Annotated in this window: 21 protein-coding genes; 11 read left to right on the top strand and 10 right to left on the bottom strand. The window is 71.3% G+C overall.

Annotated features, from left to right (window positions below):
• The first annotated feature begins 3 nt into the window (after window positions 1-3).
• The 5 genes from hutU (at window position 4) to HEQ75_RS20860 (ending at window position 5,188) form a co-directional block, all read left to right on the top strand.
• The gene (gene hutU / locus HEQ75_RS20880) at window positions 4-1,665 is read left to right on the top strand and encodes a urocanate hydratase (RefSeq protein ID WP_168034054.1); all 1,662 of its coding nucleotides are present in this window, start codon (window positions 4-6) and stop codon (window positions 1,663-1,665) included.
• A gap of 28 nt (window positions 1,666-1,693) precedes the next feature.
• Window positions 1,694-3,214, top strand: a complete 1,521-nt coding sequence (gene hutH, locus HEQ75_RS20875; protein WP_168034053.1) for a histidine ammonia-lyase — start codon at window positions 1,694-1,696, stop codon at window positions 3,212-3,214.
• Complete coding sequence (hutI, locus tag HEQ75_RS20870; protein WP_168034052.1) at window positions 3,211-4,416, top strand: imidazolonepropionase; 1,206 nt, start codon at window positions 3,211-3,213, stop codon at window positions 4,414-4,416. Before hutH ends, hutI begins: the two co-directional genes overlap by 4 nt.
• A complete protein-coding gene (locus HEQ75_RS20865) occupies window positions 4,413-4,838 on the top strand; it encodes a PaaI family thioesterase (protein ID WP_168034051.1) in 426 nt (141 codons plus the stop codon). The genes hutI and HEQ75_RS20865 overlap by 4 nt, the downstream gene beginning before the upstream one ends.
• A 131-nt stretch (window positions 4,839-4,969) precedes the next feature.
• Window positions 4,970-5,188: a YdcH family protein gene (locus tag HEQ75_RS20860; RefSeq protein ID WP_168034050.1), complete on the top strand. Its 219-nt coding sequence runs from the start codon at window positions 4,970-4,972 to the stop codon at window positions 5,186-5,188.
• Between the two features lie 52 nt (window positions 5,189-5,240).
• On the opposite strand, the gene HEQ75_RS20855 is transcribed toward HEQ75_RS20860, so the two are convergent.
• Together HEQ75_RS20855 and HEQ75_RS20850 are read right to left on the bottom strand one after the other, a co-directional pair.
• The gene (locus HEQ75_RS20855; RefSeq protein ID WP_168034049.1) at window positions 5,241-6,134 is read right to left on the bottom strand and encodes a DMT family transporter; all 894 of its coding nucleotides are present in this window, start codon (window positions 6,132-6,134) and stop codon (window positions 5,241-5,243) included.
• A 67-nt stretch (window positions 6,135-6,201) separates the two neighbouring features.
• Window positions 6,202-6,720 (bottom strand): cysteine dioxygenase family protein, encoded by a 519-nt coding sequence (locus HEQ75_RS20850; protein ID WP_168034048.1) that lies wholly within the window; start codon window positions 6,718-6,720, stop codon window positions 6,202-6,204.
• Between the two features lie 180 nt (window positions 6,721-6,900).
• Between HEQ75_RS20850 and HEQ75_RS20845 the strand changes: the two genes are divergently transcribed.
• The 5 genes from HEQ75_RS20845 to HEQ75_RS20825 all read left to right on the top strand — a co-directional run bounded on the left by HEQ75_RS20845 (window position 6,901) and on the right by HEQ75_RS20825 (window position 13,700).
• Window positions 6,901-7,845: a Bug family tripartite tricarboxylate transporter substrate binding protein gene (locus HEQ75_RS20845; protein WP_168034047.1), complete on the top strand. Its 945-nt coding sequence runs from the start codon at window positions 6,901-6,903 to the stop codon at window positions 7,843-7,845.
• On the top strand, window positions 7,842-8,558 hold the full coding sequence (locus HEQ75_RS20840) for a carboxymuconolactone decarboxylase family protein (protein WP_168034046.1): 717 nt from the start codon (window positions 7,842-7,844) through the stop codon (window positions 8,556-8,558). The genes HEQ75_RS20845 and HEQ75_RS20840 overlap by 4 nt, the downstream gene beginning before the upstream one ends.
• A 72-nt stretch (window positions 8,559-8,630) precedes the next feature.
• Window positions 8,631-9,410, top strand: a complete 780-nt coding sequence (locus tag HEQ75_RS20835; RefSeq protein WP_168034045.1) for an SDR family NAD(P)-dependent oxidoreductase — start codon at window positions 8,631-8,633, stop codon at window positions 9,408-9,410.
• Between the two features lie 2 nt (window positions 9,411-9,412).
• Window positions 9,413-10,846, top strand: coding sequence for a dihydroorotase (locus HEQ75_RS20830; RefSeq protein ID WP_168034044.1), 1,434 nt, complete (start codon window positions 9,413-9,415; stop codon window positions 10,844-10,846).
• Between the two features lie 103 nt (window positions 10,847-10,949).
• Window positions 10,950-13,700, top strand: coding sequence for a Calx-beta domain-containing protein (locus tag HEQ75_RS20825; RefSeq protein WP_168034043.1), 2,751 nt, complete (start codon window positions 10,950-10,952; stop codon window positions 13,698-13,700).
• A gap of 35 nt (window positions 13,701-13,735) precedes the next feature.
• On the opposite strand, the gene HEQ75_RS20820 is transcribed toward HEQ75_RS20825, so the two are convergent.
• Complete coding sequence (locus tag HEQ75_RS20820) at window positions 13,736-14,725, bottom strand: Bug family tripartite tricarboxylate transporter substrate binding protein (RefSeq protein ID WP_168034042.1); 990 nt, start codon at window positions 14,723-14,725, stop codon at window positions 13,736-13,738.
• Between the two features lie 114 nt (window positions 14,726-14,839).
• Between HEQ75_RS20820 and HEQ75_RS20815 the strand changes: the two genes are divergently transcribed.
• Window positions 14,840-15,577, top strand: coding sequence for an aspartate/glutamate racemase family protein (locus tag HEQ75_RS20815; protein WP_168034041.1), 738 nt, complete (start codon window positions 14,840-14,842; stop codon window positions 15,575-15,577).
• 4 nt (window positions 15,578-15,581) lie between these two features.
• Here HEQ75_RS20815 and HEQ75_RS20810 read toward each other — a convergent pair whose 3' ends face one another.
• The 7 genes from HEQ75_RS20810 to HEQ75_RS20780 form a co-directional block, all read right to left on the bottom strand.
• Window positions 15,582-15,956 carry a hypothetical protein gene (locus HEQ75_RS20810; protein ID WP_168034040.1) on the bottom strand — a complete coding sequence of 125 codons (375 nt, stop codon included), beginning with the start codon at window positions 15,954-15,956 and terminating at the stop codon, window positions 15,582-15,584.
• Between the two features lie 336 nt (window positions 15,957-16,292).
• Window positions 16,293-17,060: a cold-shock protein gene (locus HEQ75_RS27930; protein ID WP_328734543.1), complete on the bottom strand. Its 768-nt coding sequence runs from the start codon at window positions 17,058-17,060 to the stop codon at window positions 16,293-16,295.
• Between the two features lie 102 nt (window positions 17,061-17,162).
• Complete coding sequence (locus HEQ75_RS20800) at window positions 17,163-18,455, bottom strand: NAD(P)/FAD-dependent oxidoreductase (RefSeq protein ID WP_328734541.1); 1,293 nt, start codon at window positions 18,453-18,455, stop codon at window positions 17,163-17,165.
• Complete coding sequence (locus tag HEQ75_RS20795; RefSeq protein WP_168034039.1) at window positions 18,452-18,862, bottom strand: AtzH-like domain-containing protein; 411 nt, start codon at window positions 18,860-18,862, stop codon at window positions 18,452-18,454. The genes HEQ75_RS20800 and HEQ75_RS20795 overlap by 4 nt, the downstream gene beginning before the upstream one ends.
• 60 nt (window positions 18,863-18,922) lie before the next feature.
• Entirely contained in the window at window positions 18,923-19,624 is a 702-nt protein-coding gene (locus tag HEQ75_RS28400) for a YqiA/YcfP family alpha/beta fold hydrolase (protein WP_168034038.1), read from the bottom strand.
• A 22-nt stretch (window positions 19,625-19,646) separates the two neighbouring features.
• The gene (locus tag HEQ75_RS20785; RefSeq protein ID WP_168034037.1) at window positions 19,647-20,444 is read right to left on the bottom strand and encodes an FAD binding domain-containing protein; all 798 of its coding nucleotides are present in this window, start codon (window positions 20,442-20,444) and stop codon (window positions 19,647-19,649) included.
• A gap of 16 nt (window positions 20,445-20,460) precedes the next feature.
• Window positions 20,461-22,848 carry a xanthine dehydrogenase family protein molybdopterin-binding subunit gene (locus HEQ75_RS20780; RefSeq protein ID WP_168034036.1) on the bottom strand — a complete coding sequence of 796 codons (2,388 nt, stop codon included), beginning with the start codon at window positions 22,846-22,848 and terminating at the stop codon, window positions 20,461-20,463.
• Window positions 22,849-22,890 lie beyond the last annotated feature (42 nt).

Raw genomic sequence — 22,890 nt, 5'->3', positions numbered from 1 at the left:
TCCATGAACCCCCGCCTGCGCAACGCCCCCGCCATCCGCAGCCCCCGCGGGCTGGCGCTGAGCTGCCGCCACTGGACCACGGAAGCGGCGATGCGGATGCTGATGAACAACCTTGATGACGAGGTGGCGGAGAAGCCCGGCGAACTCGTCGTCTATGGCGGCATCGGCCGCGCCGCGCGCGACTGGGACAGCTACGAGCGCATCGTCGCCGCGCTGCGGCGGCTGGAGGAGGACCAGACATTGCTGGTCCAGTCGGGAAAACCCGTCGGCGTGTTCCGCACCCATGCCGATGCGCCGCGCGTGCTGATCGCCAATTCCAACCTGGTGCCGCGCTGGGCAAGCTGGGAGCATTTCTCCGAACTCGATCGCAAGGGGCTGATGATGTACGGCCAGATGACGGCCGGGTCCTGGATCTACATCGGCAGCCAGGGAATCGTGCAGGGCACCTACGAGACTTTTGCGGAGGCCGGGCGCCAGCATTTCGGTGGGGACCTGGCGGGGCGCTGGATTCTCACGGGCGGGCTCGGTGGCATGGGCGGGGCGCAGCCGCTGGCGGGCGTCTTTGCGGGCGCCTGCGTGCTGGCGGTGGAATGCCAGCCCTCCTCCATCGAGAAGCGGCTGGAGACGAAGTACCTCGACCACAAGGCCGATGACCTGGACAGCGCGCTCGCGATGATCCGGGAGGCCTGCGCGGCGCGGCGCGCCATCAGCGTCGGCCTGCTGGGCAATGCGGCGGAGGTGTTTCCGGAACTGGTGCGGCGCGGCGTGGTGCCGGATATCGTCACCGACCAGACCAGCGCGCATGACCCGGCCAATGGCTACCTGCCCGCCGGCTGGTCCCTGGCGCAGTGGCAGGCGATGCGGGAAAGCGATCCGGCCGCTGTCGCCGCCGCCGCGAAACGCTCCATGGTGGCCCATGTCCAGGCGATGCTGGACTTCAAGGCACGCGGCGCCGTGGTGATGGATTACGGCAACAACATCCGGCAGATGGCGAAGGAGGAGGGCCTGGCCAATGCCTTCGATTTTCCCGGCTTCGTCCCCGCCTATATCCGCCCGCTGTTCTGCCGCGGCGTCGGCCCCTTCCGCTGGGCGGCGCTGTCCGGCGACCCGGAGGATATTCGCCGCACGGATGCGAAGGTGAAGGAGCTGATCCCGGACGATCGCCACCTGCACAATTGGCTCGACATGGCACAGAGGAGAATCGCGTTTCAGGGGCTGCCGGCGCGCATCTGCTGGGTCGGGCTCGGCCAGCGGGACCGGCTGGGCCTGGCGTTCAACGCGATGGTGGCGCGCGGCGAGATCGGGCCCATCGTCATCGGCCGCGACCACCTGGATTCCGGCAGCGTCGCGTCGCCGAACCGGGAGACGGAGGCGATGCGCGATGGATCGGATGCTGTCTCCGACTGGCCCCTTCTCAATGCGCTGCTGAACACGGCCTCCGGCGCCACCTGGGTTTCGCTGCATCATGGCGGCGGCGTCGGCATGGGGTTTTCCCAGCATGCCGGCATGGTGATCGTGGCCGATGGCACGGAAGCCGCGGCGCGGCGCCTCGCCCGCGTGCTGTGGAACGACCCGGCGACGGGCGTGATGCGCCACGCCGATGCGGGCTACGAGATCGCGCTGGATTGCGCGCGGGAGAAGGGGCTGGACCTGCCCTTCCTGTGATCGGCGCGTATCGACGGAGGCTGATCCGATGACCCACGACACCCACGCCCTGATCCCCGGCCAGGCCAGCCTGGCACAGCTGCGCGCCCTCGCCGGCGGTGCCGCGCTGGGCTTCGCGCCGGGCTGGCAGGAGCCGGTGATGCAGTCCGTCACGGCGCTCCGCGCCCGGCTGGCGGGGGGCGAGGCGCTGTATGGCGTCAACACCGGCTTCGGCAAGCTGGCCGGCACGCGCATCGACCCGGCGCGGCTGGCGCAGTTGCAGCTCAACCTGCTGCGCAGCCACGCCGCCGGCACCGGCGCCTATCTGCCGGAGCCGGTGGTGCGGCTGGTGCTGGCGCTGAAGGCGAATTCCCTGGCGCGCGGCGCCTCCGCCATCCGGACGGAGGCGATCGAGGCGCTGCTCGCCCTGCTGAACCATGGCGTGATGCCGGCCATCCCGGCCAAGGGCTCGGTCGGCGCCTCGGGCGATCTGGCGCCGCTGGCGCATCTGGCGCTGGTGCTGATCGGCGAGGGCGAGGCCTTCCAAGGCGACCAGGTGCTGGACGGCACCCAGGCCCTGGCGCTGGCCGGCCTGGCGCCGCTGGTGCTGGGGCCGAAGGAGGGGCTGGCACTGCTGAACGGCACGCAGGTCTCCACCGCGCTGGCGCTGGCGGGCCTGTTCGCTGCGCAGGACCTGCTGCGCACGGCGCTTGTCGCCGGTGCGCTGTCCACCGATGCGGCGCGCGGCTCCGACACCCCCTTCGATGCGCGCATCCATGCGCTGCGCGGCCAGCCCGGGCAGATCCGCTGCGCCGCCGCGCTGCGCGGGCTGATGGCCGGCAGCGCCATCCGCGAGAGCCACCGCCAGGGCGATGCGCGGGTGCAGGACCCCTATTCGCTGCGCTGCCAGCCGCAGGTGGCCGGCGCCTGCCTGGACCTGCTGGACCACGCGGCGGCGGTGCTGGTGCGGGAGGCGAATGCCGTCACCGACAACCCGCTGGTCACGGCGGAGGGCGAGATCCTATCGGGCGGCAATTTCCATGCGGAGCCGGTGGCCTTCGCCGCCGACACCATCGCCCTCGCCCTGGCGGAGATCGGCGCCATCAGCGAACGCCGCATTGCCCTGCTGGTGGACCCGGTGCTGTCGGGCCTGCCGGCCTTCCTGGTGGCGGAAGGCGGGCTGCATTCCGGCTTCATGATCGCGCAGGTGACGGCCGCCGCCCTGGTGGCGGAGAACCGGGCGCTGGCCACGCCGCGCAGCGTCGACAGCCTGCCCACCAGCGCCAACCAGGAAGACCATGTCAGCATGGCCACCGGGGCGGCGCTGCGGCTGGCGGAGATGGCGGCGAACCTCTCCGCCATCCTGTCCGTCGAGCTGCTCTGCGCCGCGCAGGGGCTGGAATTCCATCGCCCGCTGGCCACCTCCCCGCCGCTGGAGGCCGCGCGCGCCCTGGTGCGCGGCGTGGCGGCGCCCTGGGATGCGGACCGCTTCATGGCGCCCGACATGGAAGCGGTGCGCCGCCTGGTGCAGGATGGCGCCTTCGCCGCCCTGCTGGAGCTGCCCGCATGACCTTCGATCGCGTCTGGCTGGACGCCAACCTCTGCACCATGGTGGCGCGGGAGGGCGATCCGCTCGGCGTGATCGAGGATGGCGCCATCGCGGCCAGGGATGGCCACATCGCCTGGGTCGGCCGGCGCGCGGATCTGCCCGCCGATGCCACCACCACCACCCAGTGCGACGGCGCCTGGATCCTGCCCGGGCTGATCGATTGCCACACCCACCTGGTCTACGCCGGCGACCGCGCCCGGGAATTCGAGATGCGGCTGGAAGGTGCCAGCTACGAGGCCATCGCGCGGGCCGGCGGCGGCATCCTCTCCACCGTCCGCGCCACGCGCGCGGCGGATGAGGCGGCGCTGGTGGCGGCCGCCCTGCCCCGGCTGGACCTGCTGCTGGCGGAGGGTGTCACCACCATCGAGGTGAAGTCCGGCTACGGGCTGGAGCTGGAGACCGAGCGGCGGATGCTGCGCGCCGCCCGCCGGCTGGCGGGGCTGCGGCCGGTCTCGCTGCAGACCAGCCTGCTGGCCGCCCACGCCGTGCCGCCGGAATTCGCCGGCGATGCCGATGGCTATGCGCGCCACGTGGCGGAGGACATCCTGCCGGCCATCGCCGCCGAAGGCCTGGCCGATGCGGTGGACGGCTTCACCGACAGCGTCATCGGCTTCGACCTGGCGCAGACCAGGCTGGTGTTCGAGGCCGCGCGCCGCGCCGGCCTGCCGGTGAAGCTGCACGCCGACCAGCTGCGCGACGATGCCGGCGCGGCGCTGGCGGCGCGGCATGGCGCGCTGTCGGCCGACCACATCGAATACGCCAATGCCGCCGGCATCGCCGCCATGGCCCATGCCGGGACGGTGGGCGTGCTGCTGCCCGGCGCCTTCTACTTCATCCGGGAGACGCATCTGCCGGACATCGCGGCGATGCGCGCCGCCGGGCTGCGGCTGGCGCTGGCCACCGACCTCAACCCCGGCTCCTGCCCCGCGCCCTCCCTGCTGCTGATGCTGAACATGGGCTGCACCCTGTTCCGCCTGACGGTGGCGGAGGCGCTGGCGGGCGTCACGCGCCACGCCGCGGCAGCGCTGGGGCTATCGGACCGCGGGATGCTGGCGCCCGGGCTGCGCTGCGACCTGGCGCTGTACGGCATCTCCCGCCCCGCGGAGCTCTGCTACTGGATCGGCCGCAACCCCTGCCTCGGGCGCGTGGTGGCCGGCGCATGAACCTCGCCGCGATGCAGACCCGGGTGCACGAGGGCGTGCCGCTGGCCGGCGCCTGGGGGGTGGAGGTGCTGGCCTTCGACGCCGGCACCGCCCGGCTTCGCCTGCCCTTCCGCGACGCGTTGCTGCGGCCGGGCGGCACCATCTCCGGCCCCGCGCTGATGGGGCTCGTCGATGTGGCGATGTGGGTGGCGCTGCTGTCGCTGACCGAGGGGCGGGATGAGAGCCGCACGGTGAACCTGGCCATCACCTTCCTGCGCGCCGTGCCGCCGGGGGCGGTGCTGGCGGAAGCCCGGGTGATCCGCCGCGGCCGCCGGCTCTGCTATGGCGAGGTGACGCTGTTTGCCGAGGGTGCCACCGAGCCCTGCGCGCATGCCACGACGAATTGGGCAGTCATCCAGTCTTCTGACGCGGTTTCGTCTTGAAATCGTCAGAAATCAGGGCCAGCATCCAGTCTTGAGGCCCGGGCCCCTCTGGCGGCGCTCCCCGGTACCGCGATGTCGGGCCTCCCACACACCGCCGCGCCCCCGCGCAGCGACGGTCGAGCGGAGGCATCATGGCAGGGGTGGATGCGTCGGGTGGGGTGCTGAAGGTCCGGCTGGTCGAGAAGCTGTCGGACCTGGAGCGGCGGATCGCCGCGGAGCGCGCCCGCCAGACGCCGGATGAGGCGCTGATCCGCCGGCTGACCCGCGAGAAGTCACTCGCCCGGGACCGCATGGCGGCGCTGGCCGGCTACGGCATGCCGGCCTGGGCGCGGGACGCGCTGCCGGGATAGGGCCGCGAGACGCGCTGCCGGGACAGGGCCGCGGAAGGCACGGGCGAAAGGATCAGGTGCGGCGGCCGGTGAACAGCACCGCCACCAGCATGGCGCCAACGGCCAGCACCACGCCGGCCAGCTTGGCGAAGCCCAGCGGCTCCCCCAGGATGACCACCGAAAGCAGCACCGCGGCCACCGGCACCATGGTGGTCAGGCAGGCGGTGCGCGTCGCGCCCATCAACTCCCCGGCGCGGGCATAGAGCGTGGTGGCGATGGCGGAGGACAGCACGCCCTGCCCCACCGCCTGCACCAGGCTGGATTGCCAGGGCATCTCCGGCACCACGCCGCCGCCCAGCAGCAGCCAGGGCGGCAGCAGAACCAGGGCCGAGAGCACGCACATCGCCGCATTGCCGGCCAGCGCCGGGATCTGCCAGCGCCGCAACAGCACGGTGAAGGCGCCCCAGACGGTGCCGGCGCCCACCAGGATGATGTCGCCGCGCCAGGCGCCGGGGTGGCTGCCGCCGATGCCGTCCCAGCCGATCAGCAGCACGCCGGCGGCGATGAAGCCCAGCGCGATGGCCCGCCCGCGGCTCGGCATCTCGCCCAGCAGCGGCACGGCGATGACGGCGCCCATGACGGCGGCGGTGATGGGCGCGACGGTGCCGCCATGGCTGGCCGGCGCATGCACCAGGCCCCAGCCGAACAGCAGCGCATTCACCGCGCCGCCGGTCGCGACCAGCCCCATCAGCCGCGGCAGCCCGATCTGCGCCAGGCGCCGCCGCGCCCGCCAGGCGAAGGGCAGCAGCACCAGGGCGGCGGCGCAGTAGCGCAGCACCGCGAGGTCGAGCGGCGAATAGCCCGCCACGGTGCCGCTGCGCGCCACCACGGCCTGCGCCCCCCAGGTGAGCGCCGCGGCAAGGCCGAAGCTGAGGCCGAGCAGGATGTTGCGCCGGGCCGGGTTCACGCGGCGGGGGGTATGGGATGCACCGCCGCAACCTACCCCCGCGGCGCGGCGCTTCCCAGGGGGGCGTTCAGGCGGCGTGGATCTCGTTCACATCCTGGCCGAAGCGGTCGAAGGCGACGCCGTAGCAGTGGATGGAGACCGCGGTGCGGCAGGACAGGTTGGCCAGGCGATGGATCAGGTCCGGGTCCGCCGCGCCATGGCTGCCCTCCCCCGGGCGCAGCAGGCGGGTGGCGCGCGGCTGCGGCAGGTCGCCCTGCTGCGGCGCGTAGAGGGTTTCCGTCAGCGTTCCCTGGTGCACGCCCAGCGCGCACCAGGTGCGGTGGGCATGCACCGGCGACATCTGGCCGGGCCGCCAGACCAGCGCCACCACGGCATAGCCGCCCGCGGGATCGCTGTGCAGCAGGTGGCGGATGTAGCGGTCCGGGCAGCAGGGACAGTCCAGCCCCTCCAGCAGCGCCGGGTCGGCGGCGAAGGCGCGGATGGCATCGGCCACGGCGGCGGGGCGGTCCGCTTCCGGCCGCCGCGCGGCGGCGGCGATGCCGGCCAGCATGGTGTCGCGCACGGGGCGGGTGCGGATGTAGGTCATCGGCGAGCCTGTCCTTCGGTGAAGGCAGGATACACAGGTAATTTTCTCCTCCGCAATCGGGAAGGAGATGGAACACACCCATTTCAGCGTGGTGGGAGCCAATGCGCCTCCCCTCGCCTGCCCCCTGGCCGATGCGGCGCAGCCGGTTATGCTGGTGGGATGCAAGCCCGGAAACCCCCCATGCGCCGCCGTTCGCTGCTTGGCCTCGCCGCCACCCTGCCGCTGCCCGCCCTCGCCCAGGGCAACCGCCCGCTGCGCCTGGTGGTGCCCTTCCCGCCCGGCGGCACCGCCGACCTGCTCGGAAGGCTCGCCGCGCAGCAGATCGAGGCGCGGCTCGGCGCGCCGGTGGTGGTGGAAAACCGCGCCGGCGCCGGCGGCGCCATCGGCTCCGACATGGTCGCGCGCGGCCCGGCGGATGGCAGCACCATCCTGCTGTCCAACATCGCCTCCCAGGCCATCGGCCCGGCGGTGAACCCCAGCGTGCCCTACAACCCGGTGACGGATTTCCGGCACATCGCCCTGGTCGCCGCCGTCCCCTCCGCCATCGCGGTCTCCGCCACCGGGCCGATCCGCACCATGGCGGAGCTGATCGCGCGGGCGAAGGCGGGCGCCGGCGCGGTGCGCTTCGGCTCCACCGGCATCGGCACCTCCTCCCACGTCAAGCTGGAGCTGCTGAAGCGCGCGGCGGGCGTGGACATCACGCATGTACCCTATCGCGGCAGCGCGCCGGCCACGGCGGATGTCATCGGCGGGCAGGTGGAAGGGCTGATCGCGGCGGTGCCGGATATCGGCCGCAACGACCGGCTGCGCCTGCTGGCCATCACGCTGCCGGAGCGCGCGACCCGCTGGCCGGATGTGCCGACGGTGGCGGAGGCCGGCTTCCCCGCCCTGGTCGCCACCAACTGGTTCGGCCTGTCCGGCCCCGCCGGCATGCCGGCGGCGATCGCGCAGCAGATCAACGCCGCGGTGGTGGAGGGGCTGAACACCCCCGCCCTGGTGGACCGGCTGGCGACCCTCGGCGCGCCGGCCAACCGGATGAGCCCGGCCGACTACACGGCGATGGTGGCCAGCGAGGTCTCGCGCTGGGCCGATGTGGTGAAGACCGCCGGCATCACCGCCGCATGAGCGGGGAGACGATCGCCGAGCTGGAGGCGCGCCTGGCCGCGGTGCGGGCCAAGCGCGGCTACCTGCTGCCGCATCACGGGCTGATGGCGCTGGCCTTCCCGAAGCTGCTGGAAGGCTACGACGCCGCCTATACGGCGCTGGCCCTGGATGACCGGGTGCTCAGCCGGCACGACCGGGAGTTCGTCTGGCTGGCGGTACTGGCCGCGACGGACGAGGCGCTGGCGACGCACCACATCGCCAAATTCCGCGAGGCCGGCGGCGACGATGCGATGATCGGCGCCGCCTTCGCCGCCGCGGCGCTGGCGATCGGCGCGGAGGCCTTCGACTTCGCGGCGCGCGACTGGGGAAGGCAGCTGGCGCCCTTCGACCCGCGCGCCAGCTACCTGGACACGCTGCGCCGCGTGGCGCCGGCGGCGCCGATCCGGCTGGTGCACCTGGCGGGGCTGGCCGTGCAGGTCTGCCGCGCCCGCTGGCGCCCCTTCGCCTGGCACCTCGCCGCCGCCTATGCGGATGGGGTGGAGGAGGAGGCGATGGCGGAGGCGATCAGCCTGGCGATGTTCCCCGGCAGCGTGCCGCGCTTCGTGGAGGCCTGTGGCCATTGGCGCCGCCTGATCGCCGAGGGTGCCCTGCCCGCCAGCCCGCGCTTTCGCGCCTGGGCCTCGCTGACCGGCCAGGGCGGGCATGACGAGGCAACCGGCCTCGCGCCCGGCTGAACCGGAACCGGGACAGGCGCGCGAGGCTCATGCAGTATTCATCGATTCATGGCGCCTGAAGGATGGCCACCAATGCTGTTGAAGGATCGCGTGGCGGTGGTGACCGGCCCCGCCAAGGGGATGGGTGCCGCCTGCACGCGGCTGCTGGCGGAACACGGCGCGGATCTGGCGCTGGTCGGCCGCGACACCGCCGCCATTGAGCCGGTCGCCGCGGAGGCGCGCGCCAGCGGCCGCCGCGCCGAGATCTTCGGATGCGACCTGATGGATGCGGCCAGCGTGGACGCCATGGCCAAGGCCGTGCTCGACCGCTTCGGCCGCTGCGACGCCCTGATCAACATCGCCGGCGGCCGCGGCCCCCTGGGAAAGACCTTCTGGGAGACGACGCCGGCGGAATTCGACGACATCCTCCGCCTGAACGTCACCGGCTGCTTCCTCACCATGCGCGCCTTCGCGCCGACCATGATCGCGGCGGGCTCGGGCAAGATCGTCAATGTCGGTGGCACCTTCGGCATGCGCGGCCGCGCCGGGCGCAGCGCCTATTCCGCCAGCAAATGGGGCCTGCGCGGGCTGACGAAGTCGGCGGCCCTGGAACTCGGCCCGCACAACATCAACGTCAACATCGTCGCCCCCGGCATGGTGGAGGGCGACCGCTTCGAGAATGTGCTGGCCACCATGGCGCGCAAGGAGGGCATCGGCCTGGAGGAAGCGCGCGTGAAGCATGCCAGCGAATATGCGCTGCGGCGCATCAGCACGGATGTGGATGTGGCGAATGCCGTGCTGTTCTTCGCCTCCGACCTGTCGCGCCAGACGACGGGGCAGGACTTCACCGTCGATGGCGGCTGGGTGATCTGACCATGGTCGAGCTCTACGCGGATCTGCTCATCACCGGCGGCATCGTGGTGAACGAGACCGGGCGCTTCGCGGCGGATGTCGCGGTGAAGGACGGGCTGGTGGCCTTCGTCGGCCACCCTGGCTTCGCACCCCGCGCCCGGCGCACCCTGGAAGCCACCGGCAAATTCGTCATCCCCGGCGCCATCGACGTGCACACGCATATCCGCGAGCCGGGGATGACGCAGAAGGAGGACTGGACCACCGGCACCCGCGCCGCGGCGGCCGGCGGCGTCACCACCGTCTTCGACATGCCGAACACGGACCCGCCGGTGTGGTCGCTGGACGCGCTGGCGATGAAACAGGAAGCCGCCGCCCGCCAGGCGCATGTGAATTACGGCCTGTACGGCCTGCTGGACGAACGCTCGCTGGAGGCGCTGCCCGCCCTGGCGGAAGCCGGGGTCATCGGCTTCAAGCTGTTCTACGGCAACACCACGGGCAACCTGCCGGCACCGAATGACGGCGCGGTGCTGGAAGGCTTCGAGATCCTGGCCGAGCTCGGCCTGCGCTGCGCCATCCATGCCGAGAACTCGCCCATGCTGTTCTGGCGCGAGAACCGCATGAAGGCCGCAGGCCGCGACGATGCCTACGCGCATCTGGCGGCGCGGGCGGATATCGTGGCGCTGGAAAGCCTCAACCGCTCCATCACCCTGTCCGAATGGACCGGCGCGCGCATCCATATCGTGCATGAAAGCTGCATGCGGTCGCTGCCCATCATCCGCGCGGCCAAGGCACGCGGCGTGCCGATGACGGTGGAGACCGGACCGCAGTATTTCCTGCTCGCCGCCGAGGACCTGACGGGCGACAGCGCCCGCATCGCCCGCCTGAACCCGCCGATCCGCGAAAGGGCACAGCAGGAACCGATCCTGTCCGCGCTGCTGGACGGCACCATCGACATGCTGGGCACCGACCACGCGCCGCACGCGATGGCGGAGAAGCAGCATGCCAGCTTCTGGGACAATGCCTGCGGCTTCCCCGGGGTGGAGACCTCCATGCGGCTGATGCTCACCCTGGTGCATCAGGGGCGCACGAGCATGGAGCAGTATGTGCGCATGGCCTGCGCCGCGCCGGCCAGGGCCTTCGGGCTCTATCCCCGCAAGGGCGTCATCCAGCCCGGCGCGGATGCCGACATCGCGGTGGTCGACCCGGCGAAGGAAGGCGTGATCCGCGGCGCGGCGCTGCACAGCACCCGCAGCCTGTTCACCCCCTTCGAGGGGATGCAGACGGTGGGCGCGCCGGTGGCCACCATCGTGCGCGGCCGAATCGTCATGGAAGGCGGCAGCGTGCTGGACGCCCCCGGCTGGGGCCGGCAGGAACGGCCGCAGATGCCCAGGCCGGCGCCGCGCAACCTGGCAACCACCACCAAGGCGATCCTGCGGCCCGGCGCGCAATCCTGGTGAGGCGCCGCCGCCTGGTCCTCGATGCAACGGGATGAAATAGACCGAAGATTGACAGCATCGACCGGCCGGCCATCCTGCCGCCAATGCAACAAGGGCGGCTCGCATGGCAAACCTGGTCACCGGTCTCGGCGGTTCCGCCGGCTTCGGCGAAAATTCGCTCAATGCCGGGGATCGGTGGAGCCTGGTCCCGATCGACCTCTCCGCCTTCTACAATGCCAATGGCGGGCTGAAATTCCTCGGCAATGACTACCAGGCGCTGTGGGTGAACCAGGATGGCTTCATCCAGTTCCGCCCGGCGGATGGCGGACGTGCCGAACTGCCCGCCATCCCCTTCGCCGGCCCCGGCGCCGGCGGGCTGGATGCAAGCTTCGGCGACACCATCGCCCCGATCCTGGCCCCCTTCTGGAGCCCGGTGGACACCGATGCCACCGCCCTGCCGGCCAGCGCGGGCGGCAGTTCCACCGGCAGCAACCAGGTCTGGTATGACCTGGACGCGGTGACCGGCATCGTCACCGTCACCTGGGACGACGTGCTGCCGCAATCCGGCGGCGGCGCGGAGATCAGCGAGGCATCGGGCCGCAACGCCTTCCAATTGCAGATCGCCCCCGCCACCAACCCCGGCGCCACCTCGATCGATTTCGACGTGACCTTCCGCTACGAATCGCTGGAGTGGCCCTCCTTCAACTTCCGCGACAACCTGTTCTTCACGACCAATGCCGGCCGCGCGGTGATGACGGATTTCAGCACCGTCATCGATGGCGACGTGGTCATCACCGAATTGCCGCCGAGCCTCGACGCCGCAACCAACCCGGATGCGGCCACCGCGCTGGTGACCACGGGCAACATCATCGGCCAGCCCGGCCTCTGGCACTACGCCTACCGCCAGGGCTGGGTGACGGCGGAGATCAGCGCCGAGGATACCGTGGTGGTGGAGGGCACCGGCGCCGGCGCCACCTTCGCCGCCGTGGAGGTGCGCCTGGTGGCCGGCGTGCAGCACAGCGTCACGGTCGATTGGCAGGCGGTGAACCAGGCCACCGGACTCGGCTTCGCCAATGTGGACTCCGACCTGCTGGAGACCTCCGGCAGCATCACCTTCGCGCCCGGGGAGACGCAGAAATCCCTCTTCATTCCCATCAACCGGGACGCGATCGACGAGGCGCTGCCGGGCCTCGGCTTCACGGCGGAGACCTTCCGGCTGGAGCTTTCGACCGCGCCGGTCGCCTTCCTGAGCCCGGGCGGCAGCATCCTGCTGAATGACAGCGTGGTGGTGACCATCACGGATGACGACACGCCGGTCGCGGGCGGCTTCGCGGTGGAGGATGCCAGCGCGGCAGAATCCTCCGGCGAGCTGGTCTTCACCGTCACCCGCGGCGATGCCACCGCATCCGGCAGCGTCGATTTCAGCCTCGCCGCGGGCACCGCGGTGGCCGGCCTGGACTTCACGGCCGGCACCGGCACGCTGGATTTCGCGCCGGGCGAGGCCAGCCAGACCCTGCGCGTGGCGCTGCTGGATGACGGGTTGGTGGAGGCGGATGAGACGCTGACGCTGACCCTGTCCAACCCCGTCGGCCAGCCGATTCTGGCGGCCAGCGCCACCGGCACCATCCTTGACGATGACAGCGCCCTGCTGATCACGCCCGAGCCCGCCTTCGCCCTGGAAGGGCAGGCGGACACGCCCATCGCCTTCCGCTTCACCCGCAGCGGCGCCGATGTGGCGGTGGCGCGCACGCTGGGCTGGGTGTTCGAGACATCCGGCCTCTCCGCCGCGGATTTCCCGGCCGGCAGCCTCTCCGGCACCGTCGCCTTCGCGGCCGGGGAGACGGAGCAGGTGGTGACCCTGTTCCTGCTGGCCGACGACGTGACGGAAACGACGCCGGAATCCGGCCGCATGGCGCTGATCCCGGCCGACCAGGCGGTCTATGCCAGCGTCAACAGCGGCGACTTCCTGACCCAGGACGCGCCGGACCCGGCCATCGCCGATTGGCGCCGCGGCGGCGAGGGGGCCGACACGCTGTCCGGCCTGGCCGGCGACGACACGCTGCTGGGCCTGGGCGGCGAGGATCTGCTGCAGGGTGGGCGGGGCGATGACCGGCTGGTGGGCGGCGATGGCAACGACGCGCTGGAAGGCGGCTTCGGTCGGGACCGGCTGCTCGGCGAGGCGGGCGATGACGGCCTGGCCGGCGGCGCGGGCAACGACCTGCTCTCCGGCGGCCTCGGCGCCGACACGCTGCGTGGGGAGGAGGGCAACGACACGCTGCTGGGCGGTGCGGAGGCCGATGTGCTGGAAGGCGGCGCCGACCGCGATCGGCTGATGGGCGATGCCGGCGATGACAGCCTGGATGGCGGCGCGGCCGATGACCGGCTGTTCGGCGGCACCGGCGCCGATTTCCTCGCCGGCGGCGAGGGCGCCGACTACCTGCTGGGCGAGGCCGGCGCGGATTGGCTGCTGGGCGGCGCCGGCAACGACGTGCTGCTGGGCGGGGCGGAGGCCGATACGCTGGAAGGCGGGCTGGGCGCCGACCGGCTGCGCGGCGATGCCGGGCCGGACGTGTTCCGCTGGACCGCGCTGGAGGAAAGCAGCCTGGCCCTGCGCGACCGCGTGCTGGACTTCGTGGTGGGCGAGGACCGGCTGGACTTTGCCGCCATCGATGGCGACCTGGCGGCACCGGGCGTGCAGGGCTTCACCTTCCTCGGCGGCGGCGCCTTCACCGCGGGCGTGGCGGGGGTGCGCTTCGTGCAGGCCTTCGGCAACACGGTGGTGCAGTTGGACAGTGCCGACGCGGACACGTCGCCAGAGATGTATGTGGTGCTTTCCGGCCTGCACGCGCTGACGGCGGCCGAGTTCATCCTGTAGCGGAAAGGGGGGCGCCGTGGCGCCCCCTCCCCGGTTCAGTCCACGCTGGCGCGGGCGGCGCGCACCACCTCGCCCCAGCGGGCGATGTCCTGCTCATGCACCTGGCGGAATTCCTCCGTCGTGCGCACGGTGGACGGCGCGATGCCCTGGCTGTTCACCAGCCAGTCGCGGAACTCCGGCGCCTCGATGATCTTGCGGATCTCGGCGTTCAGCCGCTGCTGGATCGCCGCCGGCATGCCGGGAGGGCCGAAGACCCCGTACCAGGTGGTGCTCTCGAAGCCCGGCAGGTTGCAGGCCTCGGCAATGGTCGGCACGTCCGGCAGCACGGACAGGCGCTGCGGCGTGGTGACGCCCAGCGCCCGCACCGCGCCCTGCTGCACCAGGCCGAGCGCCGGGCCCACCTGGTTGAAGAACAGATCCGTCTGCCCACCGAGCAGCGAGGTCACGGCGCCGCCCTGCCCGGTGAAGGGCACATGCACCATCTCGATGTTGGAGGCGACGGCGAAGCGCGCGCCCGCCAGGTGGGTGGAGGCGCCATTGCCCGTGCTGGCATAGTTCAGTGCGCCCGGGCGTGCCCGGGCATCGGCCAGCACCGCCTGGCAGGCGGTGTATTGCGGCCGGTGCTGGATGGAGGTGATCAGCACGTTCGGCACATCGCCCAGATGCGCGATGTGGGTGACGTCGCGCATCGGGTTGAAGGGCAGGTTCCGATACAGCGTGGCATTGATTGCATGGGTGCCGGCGGTGCCGAACAGGATCAGGTATCCATCCGGCCGCGCCTTGGCGACGTAGGCGGAGGCGATGTTGCCGCCGGCGCCGACGCGGTTGTTCACCACCACCGGCACGCCCAGCGCCTGGGAAAGCGGCGCCGCCAGCTTGCGGGCATAGATGTCGACGCCCGAGCCATTGGGGAAGCCGCCGAGGAATTCGATCGGCCGCGAGGGCCAGTTGTCCTGCGCCAGGGCCGGGGCGGCCGCGCCCATCAGGGCGAGCAGGGGCAGGAGGAGGCGGTGTCTCAGCTTCATGTCGGGGCCCGTTCCGGTTATTGCCAGGCAGCAGAAGAACCGAGGCAGCACCCGCCACGCAACCCCTTGCCATCACCGGCTGGACAGAAAGCAGGCTTGGCCTAGGCTCATCCGATGCACAGCAGCAATCATGCTCCGCGCCTCGCGCGGGGCGGCAAATCCATCTACGGCGCCCCGCTCGGAATCCTGATGTTGGAGGCGCGCTTCCCGCGCATTCCCGGCGACATGGGCAATGGCGAGACCTGGCCCTTCCCGGTGCTGTTCCGCGTGGTGCGCGGCGCCAGCCCGGAGAGGGTGGTGCTGCAGGGCGCGCCCGGCCTGCTGCCCGCCTTCATCGAGGCGGCGCGGGATCTGGTGGATCTGGGGGCGGAGGCCATCACCACCAATTGTGGTTTCCTGTCGCTGTTCCAGGCGGAGCTGGCGGCGGCGGTGAAGGTGCCGGTGGCGACGTCGTCCCTGATGCAGGTGCCCTGGGTGCAGGCGCTGCTGCCACCCGGGCAGCGGGTCGGGGTGGTCACCGTCAGCCGCGGATCGCTGACGCCGGCGCATCTGCAGGCGGCGGGCGTACCGCTGGACATTCCCGTACAGGGCACGGAGGACGGGAAGGAATTCTTCCGCGTCCTGATCAAGGGCGAGAAGCAGGACATGGATGTGGCGCTGGCCGAGCAGGATATCCTGCAGGCCGGGCGCGCCTTGGTGGCGCGGCATCCCGAGGTCGGCGCCATCGTGCTGGAATGCACCAACATGCCGCCCTATGCGGCCGCGCTTCAGGCCGAGCTCGGCCTGCCGGTCTATGACATCTACACGCTGGTCAGCTGGTTCCATGGCGGGCTGCGGCCGCGCCGGTTCTGATCCTTCAGCTGCCCGACTGGCGGCGCATCAGCGCAGTCAGCCGCTCCGCCTCCCCCAGGTCCACATCCTCGATGGCCGGCGGTTCGGGCAGCCCGGATTCGCGCGGGTCCTGGCCGCTATCCTCGGCCCCCAGCAGCGCCCTTTCCACCGCATCGCGCAGCGCGGCGAAATCGCCGGCGGCGCGGGCGCGGGAAGCGGCCAGCTGCACGATTCCCGCCACCGCCTGCGCCAACTCGGCGGTCCCCTCCGGCTGCGAGCGCGGCGGGGTGTCGAGCCAGGAGATGCCGAGCCGGAGCACGGGATCGTAGAACAACCGACCCTCCCCGCCCGGCGGACGGAAGGAAGCGAGCGGCGGATCGAGATGCTGCATGCTGGTCATTGGCGTCTTCCCTTCGGGCTTTTCCCGTCCGGCGAGCCGCTTGCGGTGTCTCGGAAGAGTCGAGGCGGCCGTAACGGTCTGCTCACACTCGCCCGCAACATCTGAACAACTGGTTAAGATGTTACGGGAAAATGATCGCCGCCAAAATAACCCGATCATCGTCCGGCTGGACCATGCAGCCGACCGGCCGGGCGCCAGCCAGGGCATTCGGACATGGTCATGGGAGGCCCGGAACCCTCGCCCGGGGCCGCTGCGCCACCAGGGTCAGCACGCGAAAAACCCCGGCCACTTGCGTGACCGGGGCGGAATAGGGCCGAAGCGCCGAAGCGGGGCGGGCTATTCCTTCATGTTGACAGCCTGGCGGCCGCGCTGGCCGTCGCGCACGTCCAGCGCCACCTTCTCACCCTGCTGCACATCGGCGCGGCCGGCGCGCTGCAGGACCGAGGAATGCAGGAACACGTCCTGCCCGCCATCTTCCGGGGTGACGAAGCCGAAGCCGCGCACCTGGTCGAACCACTTCACCGTGCCGTTCACGGCATAGGTCGGGCCGCCTTCTTCCGCGCGGTCGCGGCGCGGCGGCGGGCGGTCACCGAAATTGCCCCGCGGCGCGCCGAAGCCGCCACCGGCCCCGCCGCCGAAATCGCGGCGCGGCGGGCGATCGCCGAAGCCGCCGCCACCACCGAAGCCGCCACCGGCCGGGGCGCCGAAGTCGCGGCGCGGCGGACGGTCCCCGAAGCCACCGCCGGCGCCGAAGTCGCGGCGCGGCGGACGATCGCCGAAGCCACCGCCGGCGCCGAAGTCACGGCGCGGCGGACGGTCGCCGAAGCCGCCCGGTCGCGGACCGCGGTCACCGCCACCCGGGCCCTTGATGACCGAGTAGATGCGCGTGACGAGGCGACGGCCCTGGCGGTCGGTCCCGATCTCGCAGTTCAGCTTGTCGCCGGTATCCGGCGGCTCGATGCCGGCCTCGGTCAGGGCCGAGGCGTGGAAGAAGACGTCCTGCCCATCCGGGCCCAGAACGAAACCGAACCCCTTCCGGGCATTGTACCACTTCACTTCGGCTTCGACGGACCCGGCGCCGCCCTGCTCGTTGTCGGGAAACACGATCTTATGCAATCCGTACTTGTGGACGCGACCCGACACGATGCAGGGCCGCCACCATGCAAGATTGCACCAGGAAGCAAGAAAAACCAGCGAAAAGGGTGCTCAGGCGAAGCGCGTGGGACGAAATGGCTGCAGATCAAGCGCCGGAGTCCTTCCCGCGAGCAGATCCACAACCGCGTGCGCCGTGCGCGGCGCCGCCACCAGCCCGACATGGCCATGCCCGAAGGCCAGCAGCACATCCGGCGAGGCCGCGGAAGGGCCGAGGCAGGGCAGGCCGTCGGGCATGGAGGGGCGATGGCCCATCCAGACCTTCACCCGGCTGGCCGGCAGGTCGCGCGGCAGGGCGGGGAAGCAGCGCAGCAGATGGTCGCGCAGGATCTCGGCCCGCTTCCAGTTTGGCGCCGCCTCCAGCCCCGCGATCTCCACCTGGCCGGCGCAGCGCAGGCCGCGGTCGGTCCAGGTGATCGACATCTTGCCGTCATAGGGCATCATCGGCGTGCGTGGCCCGACTTCGGCCCCCACCACCATGGCGTGGTAGCCGCGCTCGGTCTCCAGCGGCACGCGCGAACCGGCGGCGGCGGCCAGGGGGCGGGATCGGGCACCGGCACAGATCACCGCGCGGTCCGCCGCCACCTCCCCTTCCGAGGTCAGCACCGCCTGCAGCCGCCCGCCTTCGATGCGGAAGCCGGTGGCGGCCTCCCGGCGCAGCTCCGCGCCTTCAGCCCGCGCATGGTCCACCAGGGCGGCGACGTAGGCGCCGGGGTCGCGGCAATGGCCGCCTTCCTCCACCAGCGCCCCGAAGGTGTAGCGGCGGTCCAGCTCGGGCTCCCGCTGCCGCATCTCATCCGCGCCGAGTTCCAGCCATTCGATGCCGACCTTGCGGCGGATGCGCCAGGCCATCGCCTCCGCCTCGAACTGGCCGCGGTTCTCATAGATGTAGACCAGGCCGCGCTGCTCGATCAGCCGGCCGACGCCGGCCTCCTCCGCCAGCGCCTTGTGCAGCGCCGGGGCGCCGACCAGCAGCGGGCGCAGCGCGCGGGCCGCGGCCTCCACCTTGGCTTCCGTCCAGCCGGCCCAGAGGTAGCGCGCCAGCCAGGGCAGCACCCGCGGCAGGTAGGACCAGCGGATCGCCAGCGGCCCCAGCGGATCCGCCAGGAAGCCCGGCACCTTGCGCCACAGGCCGGGGCCGGCGGGCGGGATCACCGACATGGGGCTGAGCCAGCAGCCATTGCCGTAGCTCGCCGCCTGTTCGCCCCCCGGCTCCCCGGGATCCATGAGGGTCACCCGGAAGCCTTCGCGCAGCGCCCCCAGCGCGGTGGCGGCACCGACGATGCCGGCGCCGATCACCACCACATGCGGCGCCGCATCCTGGCGCATGGTCAAGGCGGCGCTCACCGTGCCTCTCCCATCACCCGGCCCGGATCGCCGCCCGCCAGCAGCGAGACATGCGCCGAGACCACGCGCCAGCCCTGCCCCGGGATGCGCGCCATGATCTTGGTCTCCCGCCCCACCAGGCCGGTGCCGATTCGCTCATACTCCAGGTGGGTGGCCGCCACGTCCGCCCCGAAGGCGGTGATGCGCACCTGGCGCTGGGTGCGCTGCGCATAGGCGGTGACGGAGGCGCGGAAGGCCCGGATCGCGTCATGGCCATACAGGATCTCGGCGATGCCGAAGCGTACGGTGCGCGGGTCGGCCCAGAAGATCGCGTCCAACTCCGCCGTGCGGTTCGCCATCAGCGCCGCCTCGTAGCGGTCGAACACCGCGCGCACTTCCGCCATCACCTCGGGGTCGTCGATCCGCACCGTCACGCTCCTGCTGCCGGGCGCAGACTGCCGGCTGGGTCGGGGCTTGGGAAGGGCGGGTCAGGCGGCGACGACGGCGGCGGGCCGGCGTGGCACCTGGGCCAGCGCCTTGCGCTGCGCCAGCGTGGTCTCCACCAGTTGGCGGAAATGCGGGAAGTCGCGGATCAGATAGGCATGCGCCTCCTCCGCCGCCTGTTCCAGGTTCAACGCCATGCCCGGCGCGGTCAGCCAGAAGCCGAACAGGCGGCGCATCGCGTCGAGATCCATCGCATGCCGGCTGTGCAGCACGGTCAGCACGGCCTGGCGCGGACCGGGCGGCAGTTCGTCCAGGTTCACGCGGTGCGGAATGCGCAGGATATTGGCGCGCAGGTCGGCCCAGGCATGCGCCGCCGCCGAATCAAGGTTCACCTGGGGGTTCGAGACGACGCAGCTCGCGCCCAGCTCGATCGCCCAGCGCAGCGCCGCATAGCCGCCCATGGAGGAGCCGAAGAGCAGGATCTTCGCCGGATCATAGCCCTGCACCAATGCGCGCAGCAGCGCGCCGAAACGGGCGCCGCCATCCTGGTACAGGTAGTAGCCGTTGGAAGGGTCGCGGAAGGCCAGGATATCCATCGGCAGCCGACGGTGGATCGCCTCCAGCGAGGCATAGCGCGCGCCATTGTTGTGCGTGGCGAAGGTGACGATCAGCCGGCCATCGCTGTTGGCCGGATTGCGCAGGTGAAGATGCAGGATGTCGTCGGTGGCGCGTTCATGGCGCGCCACCAGTTCATCATGGGACGGAGCCTCAGCCGGCATCCACCACCGCGCGCTTGGCCATCACCGTCACCAGATGCGCGCGGTATTCGGCGCTGCCATGGATGTCGCCGTTCAGCAGGGACGGGTCCACCTTGATGCCGGCCACCGCATCCGCCGACCAGTTGGCGGCCAGCGCGGCTTCCATCGCCTTCTCCCGGAACACGCCATTGGCGCCGGCGCCATTCACCGCCACGCGCACGCCGGCGGCCGTCTTCGCCACGAAAACGCCGGCCATGGCGTAGCGGCTGGCCGGGTTGCGCATCTTGGCGTAGCCGGCCTTTTCCGGGATGGGGATGTGGATCGCCGTCACCAGCTCCCCCACCTCCAGCGCCGTGGTGAACATGCCGTTGAAGAATTCATCCGCCGGCAGCTGGCGCTTATCCGTCTCGATGGTGGCGCCCAGCGCCAGCAGCGCCGCCGGGTAGTCGGCGGAAGGGTCGTTGTTGGCGACGGAGCCGCCCATGGTGCCGCGGTTGCGCACCTGGGTGTCGCCGATGGTGTGTGCCATGGCGGCCAGCGCCGGGATCGCGGCCTTCACCTCGGCCGAGGTCGCGACCTCGTAGTGCTTCGTCAGGGCGCCGATCACCAGCGTGTCGCCCTTCCGGGTCACGCCGCGCAGCTCGGCGATGCCGGAGAGGTCGACCACGGCGGAGGGCCGGTTCAGCCGCAGCTTCAGCGCCGGCAGCAGCGTCATGCCGCCGGAGATCGGCCGCGCCTCGGGGTCCGCGGCCAGGATCTTGACGGCATCCGCGACCGAGGCGGGCTTGTGGTAGGCGAAATCATACATGGTCCGATCCCCTCAGCTATTCGGCCGCGATCCGATGGGCGTTGACGATGCCCCAGATCTTCTGCGGCGTCGCCGGCATTTCAACATGGCGCACGCCATAGTCGCGCAGCGCGTCCACCACCGCATTCATCACCGCGGGCGGGGAGCCGATGGCCCCCACCTCGCCGCAGCCCTTCACCCCCAGCGGGTTGTGGGTGCAGAGCGTGGTGTGGGTGGCCACCCCCACATCCGGCAGGTCGCCGGCCCGCGGCATGGTATAATCCATGAAGGAGCCGGAGAGCAGCTGCCCGGAGGCATCATAGACCGCCGCCTCCAGCAGCGCCTGGCCGATGCCCTGGGCGATGCCGCCCTGCACCTGGCCTTCCACGATCATCGGGTTGATCACCCGGCCGACATCGTCCACGGCGGTGAAATTCACCACCGTGGTGCGGCCGGTATCCGGGTCGATCTCCACCTCGCAGATATGGCAGCCGCCCGGATAGGTGAAGTTCTTCGGGTCGTAGAAGGCGGTTTCCTCCAGCCCCGGCTCGATCTCGTCGATCGGGTAGTTGTGCGGGACATAGGCCGCCAGGCTGATGTCCGTGAGGCTCTTGGTGCGATCCGTGCCGGCCACCCGAAAAGTGCCGCGCTCGAACTCCACATCCTCGACGCTCGCTTCCATCAGATGGGCGGCGATGCGCTTGCCCTTGGCGATGATCTTGTCCATCGCCTTGTCCATGGCGGAGCCGCCGACCGCGAGCGAGCGGCTGCCATAGGTGCCCATGCCGAAGGGCACCTTGGCTGTGTCGCCATGCACGATGTCCACATTGGCCGTCGGCACGCCGAGCTTGTCCGCGACCAGCTGGGCGAAGGTGGTCTCATGCCCCTGGCCGTGGCTGTGCGCGCCGGTCAGCACGGTGACGCTGCCGGTGGGGTGCACGCGGATGGTGCCCACCTCATACAGCCCGGCCCGGGCGCCGAGGCTGCCCACCACGGCGGAAGGCGCGATGCCGCAGGCTTCCACATAGGTGGAGATGCCGATGCCGCGCAGCCTGCCCTGCGCCTTGGCCGCGGCGCGACGGCCCTCGAAGCCGGCCCAGTCCGCCGCCTCCAGCGCCATGGCCAGCGTCGCGTGGTAGTCGCCGCTGTCATATTGCAGGGCGACCGGCGTCTGGTAGGGGAACTGGTCCGGGCGGATGAAGTTGCGGCGGCGGAATTCCACCTTGTCCAGCCCCGCCTCCGCGGCGGCCACATCCATCAGCCGTTCCAGCAGATAGGTCGCCTCCGGCCGCCCGGCACCGCGGTACGCATCCACCGGCACGGTGTTGGTGAAGACGGCCTTCACCTCGGCATAGATCACCGGCGTGGCGTACACGCCGGACAGCAGCGTGGCGTAGAGATAGGTGGGCACGCAGGGCGCGAAGGTGGACAGATAGGCGCCCATATTGGCCAGCGTGTGCACCTTCAGCCCAAGGATCTTCCCCTCGGCATCCAGGGCCAGCTCCGCGGTGCTGACATGGTCGCGGCCATGCGCGTCGGACATGAAGGATTCGGACCGCTCGCAGGTCCATTTGATCGGCCGCTTCACCTTGCCGGCGGCCCAGGTGACGATCGCCTCCTCGGCATAGTGGTAGATCTTGGAGCCGAAGCCGCCGCCGACATCGGGGGCCACCACGCGCAGCTTGCTCTCCGGGATGTGCAGCACGAAGGCGCCCATCAGCAGCCGGATCACATGCGGGTTCTGGCTGGTGGTGTAGAGCGTGTAGTCGCCCGAGAAGGCGTCGAAATCACCGATCGCCGCGCGCGGCTCCATGGCGTTGGGCACCAGGCGGTTGTTCGTGGTCTCGAACTTCACCACCCGCGCGGCGCGGGCGAAGGCCGCTTCCTGCGCCGCCTTGTCGCCGATGTGCCAATCGTAGCAGAGATTGCCGGCCGCCGCCTCATGCACCTGCGGCGCGCCGGGCTTCAGCGCGGCTTCCGTGCCGGAGACGGCGGGCAGCGGCGTGTAGGCCACCAGGATGGCTTCCGCCGCGTCCCGCGCCTGGGCCTTGGTTTCCGCGATCACCACCGCCACCGGGTCGCCCACATGGCGCACCTTGCCCAGCGCCAGCGCGGGGTGCATCGGCTCCGCCATCGGCGAGCCGTCCTTGTTGTGGATCTGCCAGCCGCAGGGGATGCCGCCGATCGCCTCGGCCGCCATGTCCTCGCCCACGAAGATGGCCTTCACCCCCGGCATGGCGCGGGCAGCGGCGGTGTCGATGCGGTCGATGGTCGCATGGGCGTGCGGGCTGCGCAGCATCACCGCATGGGTCTGGCCCGGGCGGTTGATGTCATCCACATACTGGCCGCGGCCCTGCAGGAAGCGGAAATCCTCCTTGCGGCGCAGGCTGGCGCCGATGCCCTCGAAGGGCGTCACCACGTTCATTTCTCAGATCCTCCCCGTCGCGTTGCAACAGGCTGGCCCGCC

It is taken from the genome of Falsiroseomonas selenitidurans, from assembly GCF_012103215.1.
Lineage (GTDB): Bacteria > Pseudomonadota > Alphaproteobacteria > Acetobacterales > Acetobacteraceae > Falsiroseomonas > Falsiroseomonas selenitidurans.
The sequence above is the reverse complement of the archived record's forward strand: the minus strand, read 5'-3'. Positions and strand labels throughout refer to the sequence as shown.

Bases quoted from the DNA above. Each gene is read 5' to 3' on its own strand.
- hutU (WP_168034054.1), top strand. From the start codon at position 4: ATGAACCCCCGCCTGCGCAACGCCCCCGCCATCCGCAGCCCCCGCGGG.
- hutH (WP_168034053.1), top strand. From the start codon at position 1,694: ATGACCCACGACACCCACGCCCTGATCCCCGGCCAGGCCAGCCTGGCA.
- hutI (WP_168034052.1), top strand. From the start codon at position 3,211: ATGACCTTCGATCGCGTCTGGCTGGACGCCAACCTCTGCACCATGGTG.
- HEQ75_RS20865 (WP_168034051.1), top strand. From the start codon at position 4,413: ATGAACCTCGCCGCGATGCAGACCCGGGTGCACGAGGGCGTGCCGCTG.
- HEQ75_RS20860 (WP_168034050.1), top strand. From the start codon at position 4,970: ATGGCAGGGGTGGATGCGTCGGGTGGGGTGCTGAAGGTCCGGCTGGTC.
- HEQ75_RS20850 (WP_168034048.1), bottom strand. From the start codon at position 6,720: ATGACCTACATCCGCACCCGCCCCGTGCGCGACACCATGCTGGCCGGC.
- HEQ75_RS20845 (WP_168034047.1), top strand. From the start codon at position 6,901: ATGCGCCGCCGTTCGCTGCTTGGCCTCGCCGCCACCCTGCCGCTGCCC.
- HEQ75_RS20840 (WP_168034046.1), top strand. From the start codon at position 7,842: ATGAGCGGGGAGACGATCGCCGAGCTGGAGGCGCGCCTGGCCGCGGTG.
- HEQ75_RS20835 (WP_168034045.1), top strand. From the start codon at position 8,631: ATGCTGTTGAAGGATCGCGTGGCGGTGGTGACCGGCCCCGCCAAGGGG.
- HEQ75_RS20830 (WP_168034044.1), top strand. From the start codon at position 9,413: ATGGTCGAGCTCTACGCGGATCTGCTCATCACCGGCGGCATCGTGGTG.
- HEQ75_RS20825 (WP_168034043.1), top strand. From the start codon at position 10,950: ATGGCAAACCTGGTCACCGGTCTCGGCGGTTCCGCCGGCTTCGGCGAA.
- HEQ75_RS20820 (WP_168034042.1), bottom strand. From the start codon at position 14,725: ATGAAGCTGAGACACCGCCTCCTCCTGCCCCTGCTCGCCCTGATGGGC.
- HEQ75_RS20815 (WP_168034041.1), top strand. From the start codon at position 14,840: ATGCACAGCAGCAATCATGCTCCGCGCCTCGCGCGGGGCGGCAAATCC.
- HEQ75_RS20810 (WP_168034040.1), bottom strand. From the start codon at position 15,956: ATGACCAGCATGCAGCATCTCGATCCGCCGCTCGCTTCCTTCCGTCCG.
- HEQ75_RS20785 (WP_168034037.1), bottom strand. From the start codon at position 20,444: ATGTATGATTTCGCCTACCACAAGCCCGCCTCGGTCGCGGATGCCGTC.
- HEQ75_RS20780 (WP_168034036.1), bottom strand. From the start codon at position 22,848: ATGAACGTGGTGACGCCCTTCGAGGGCATCGGCGCCAGCCTGCGCCGC.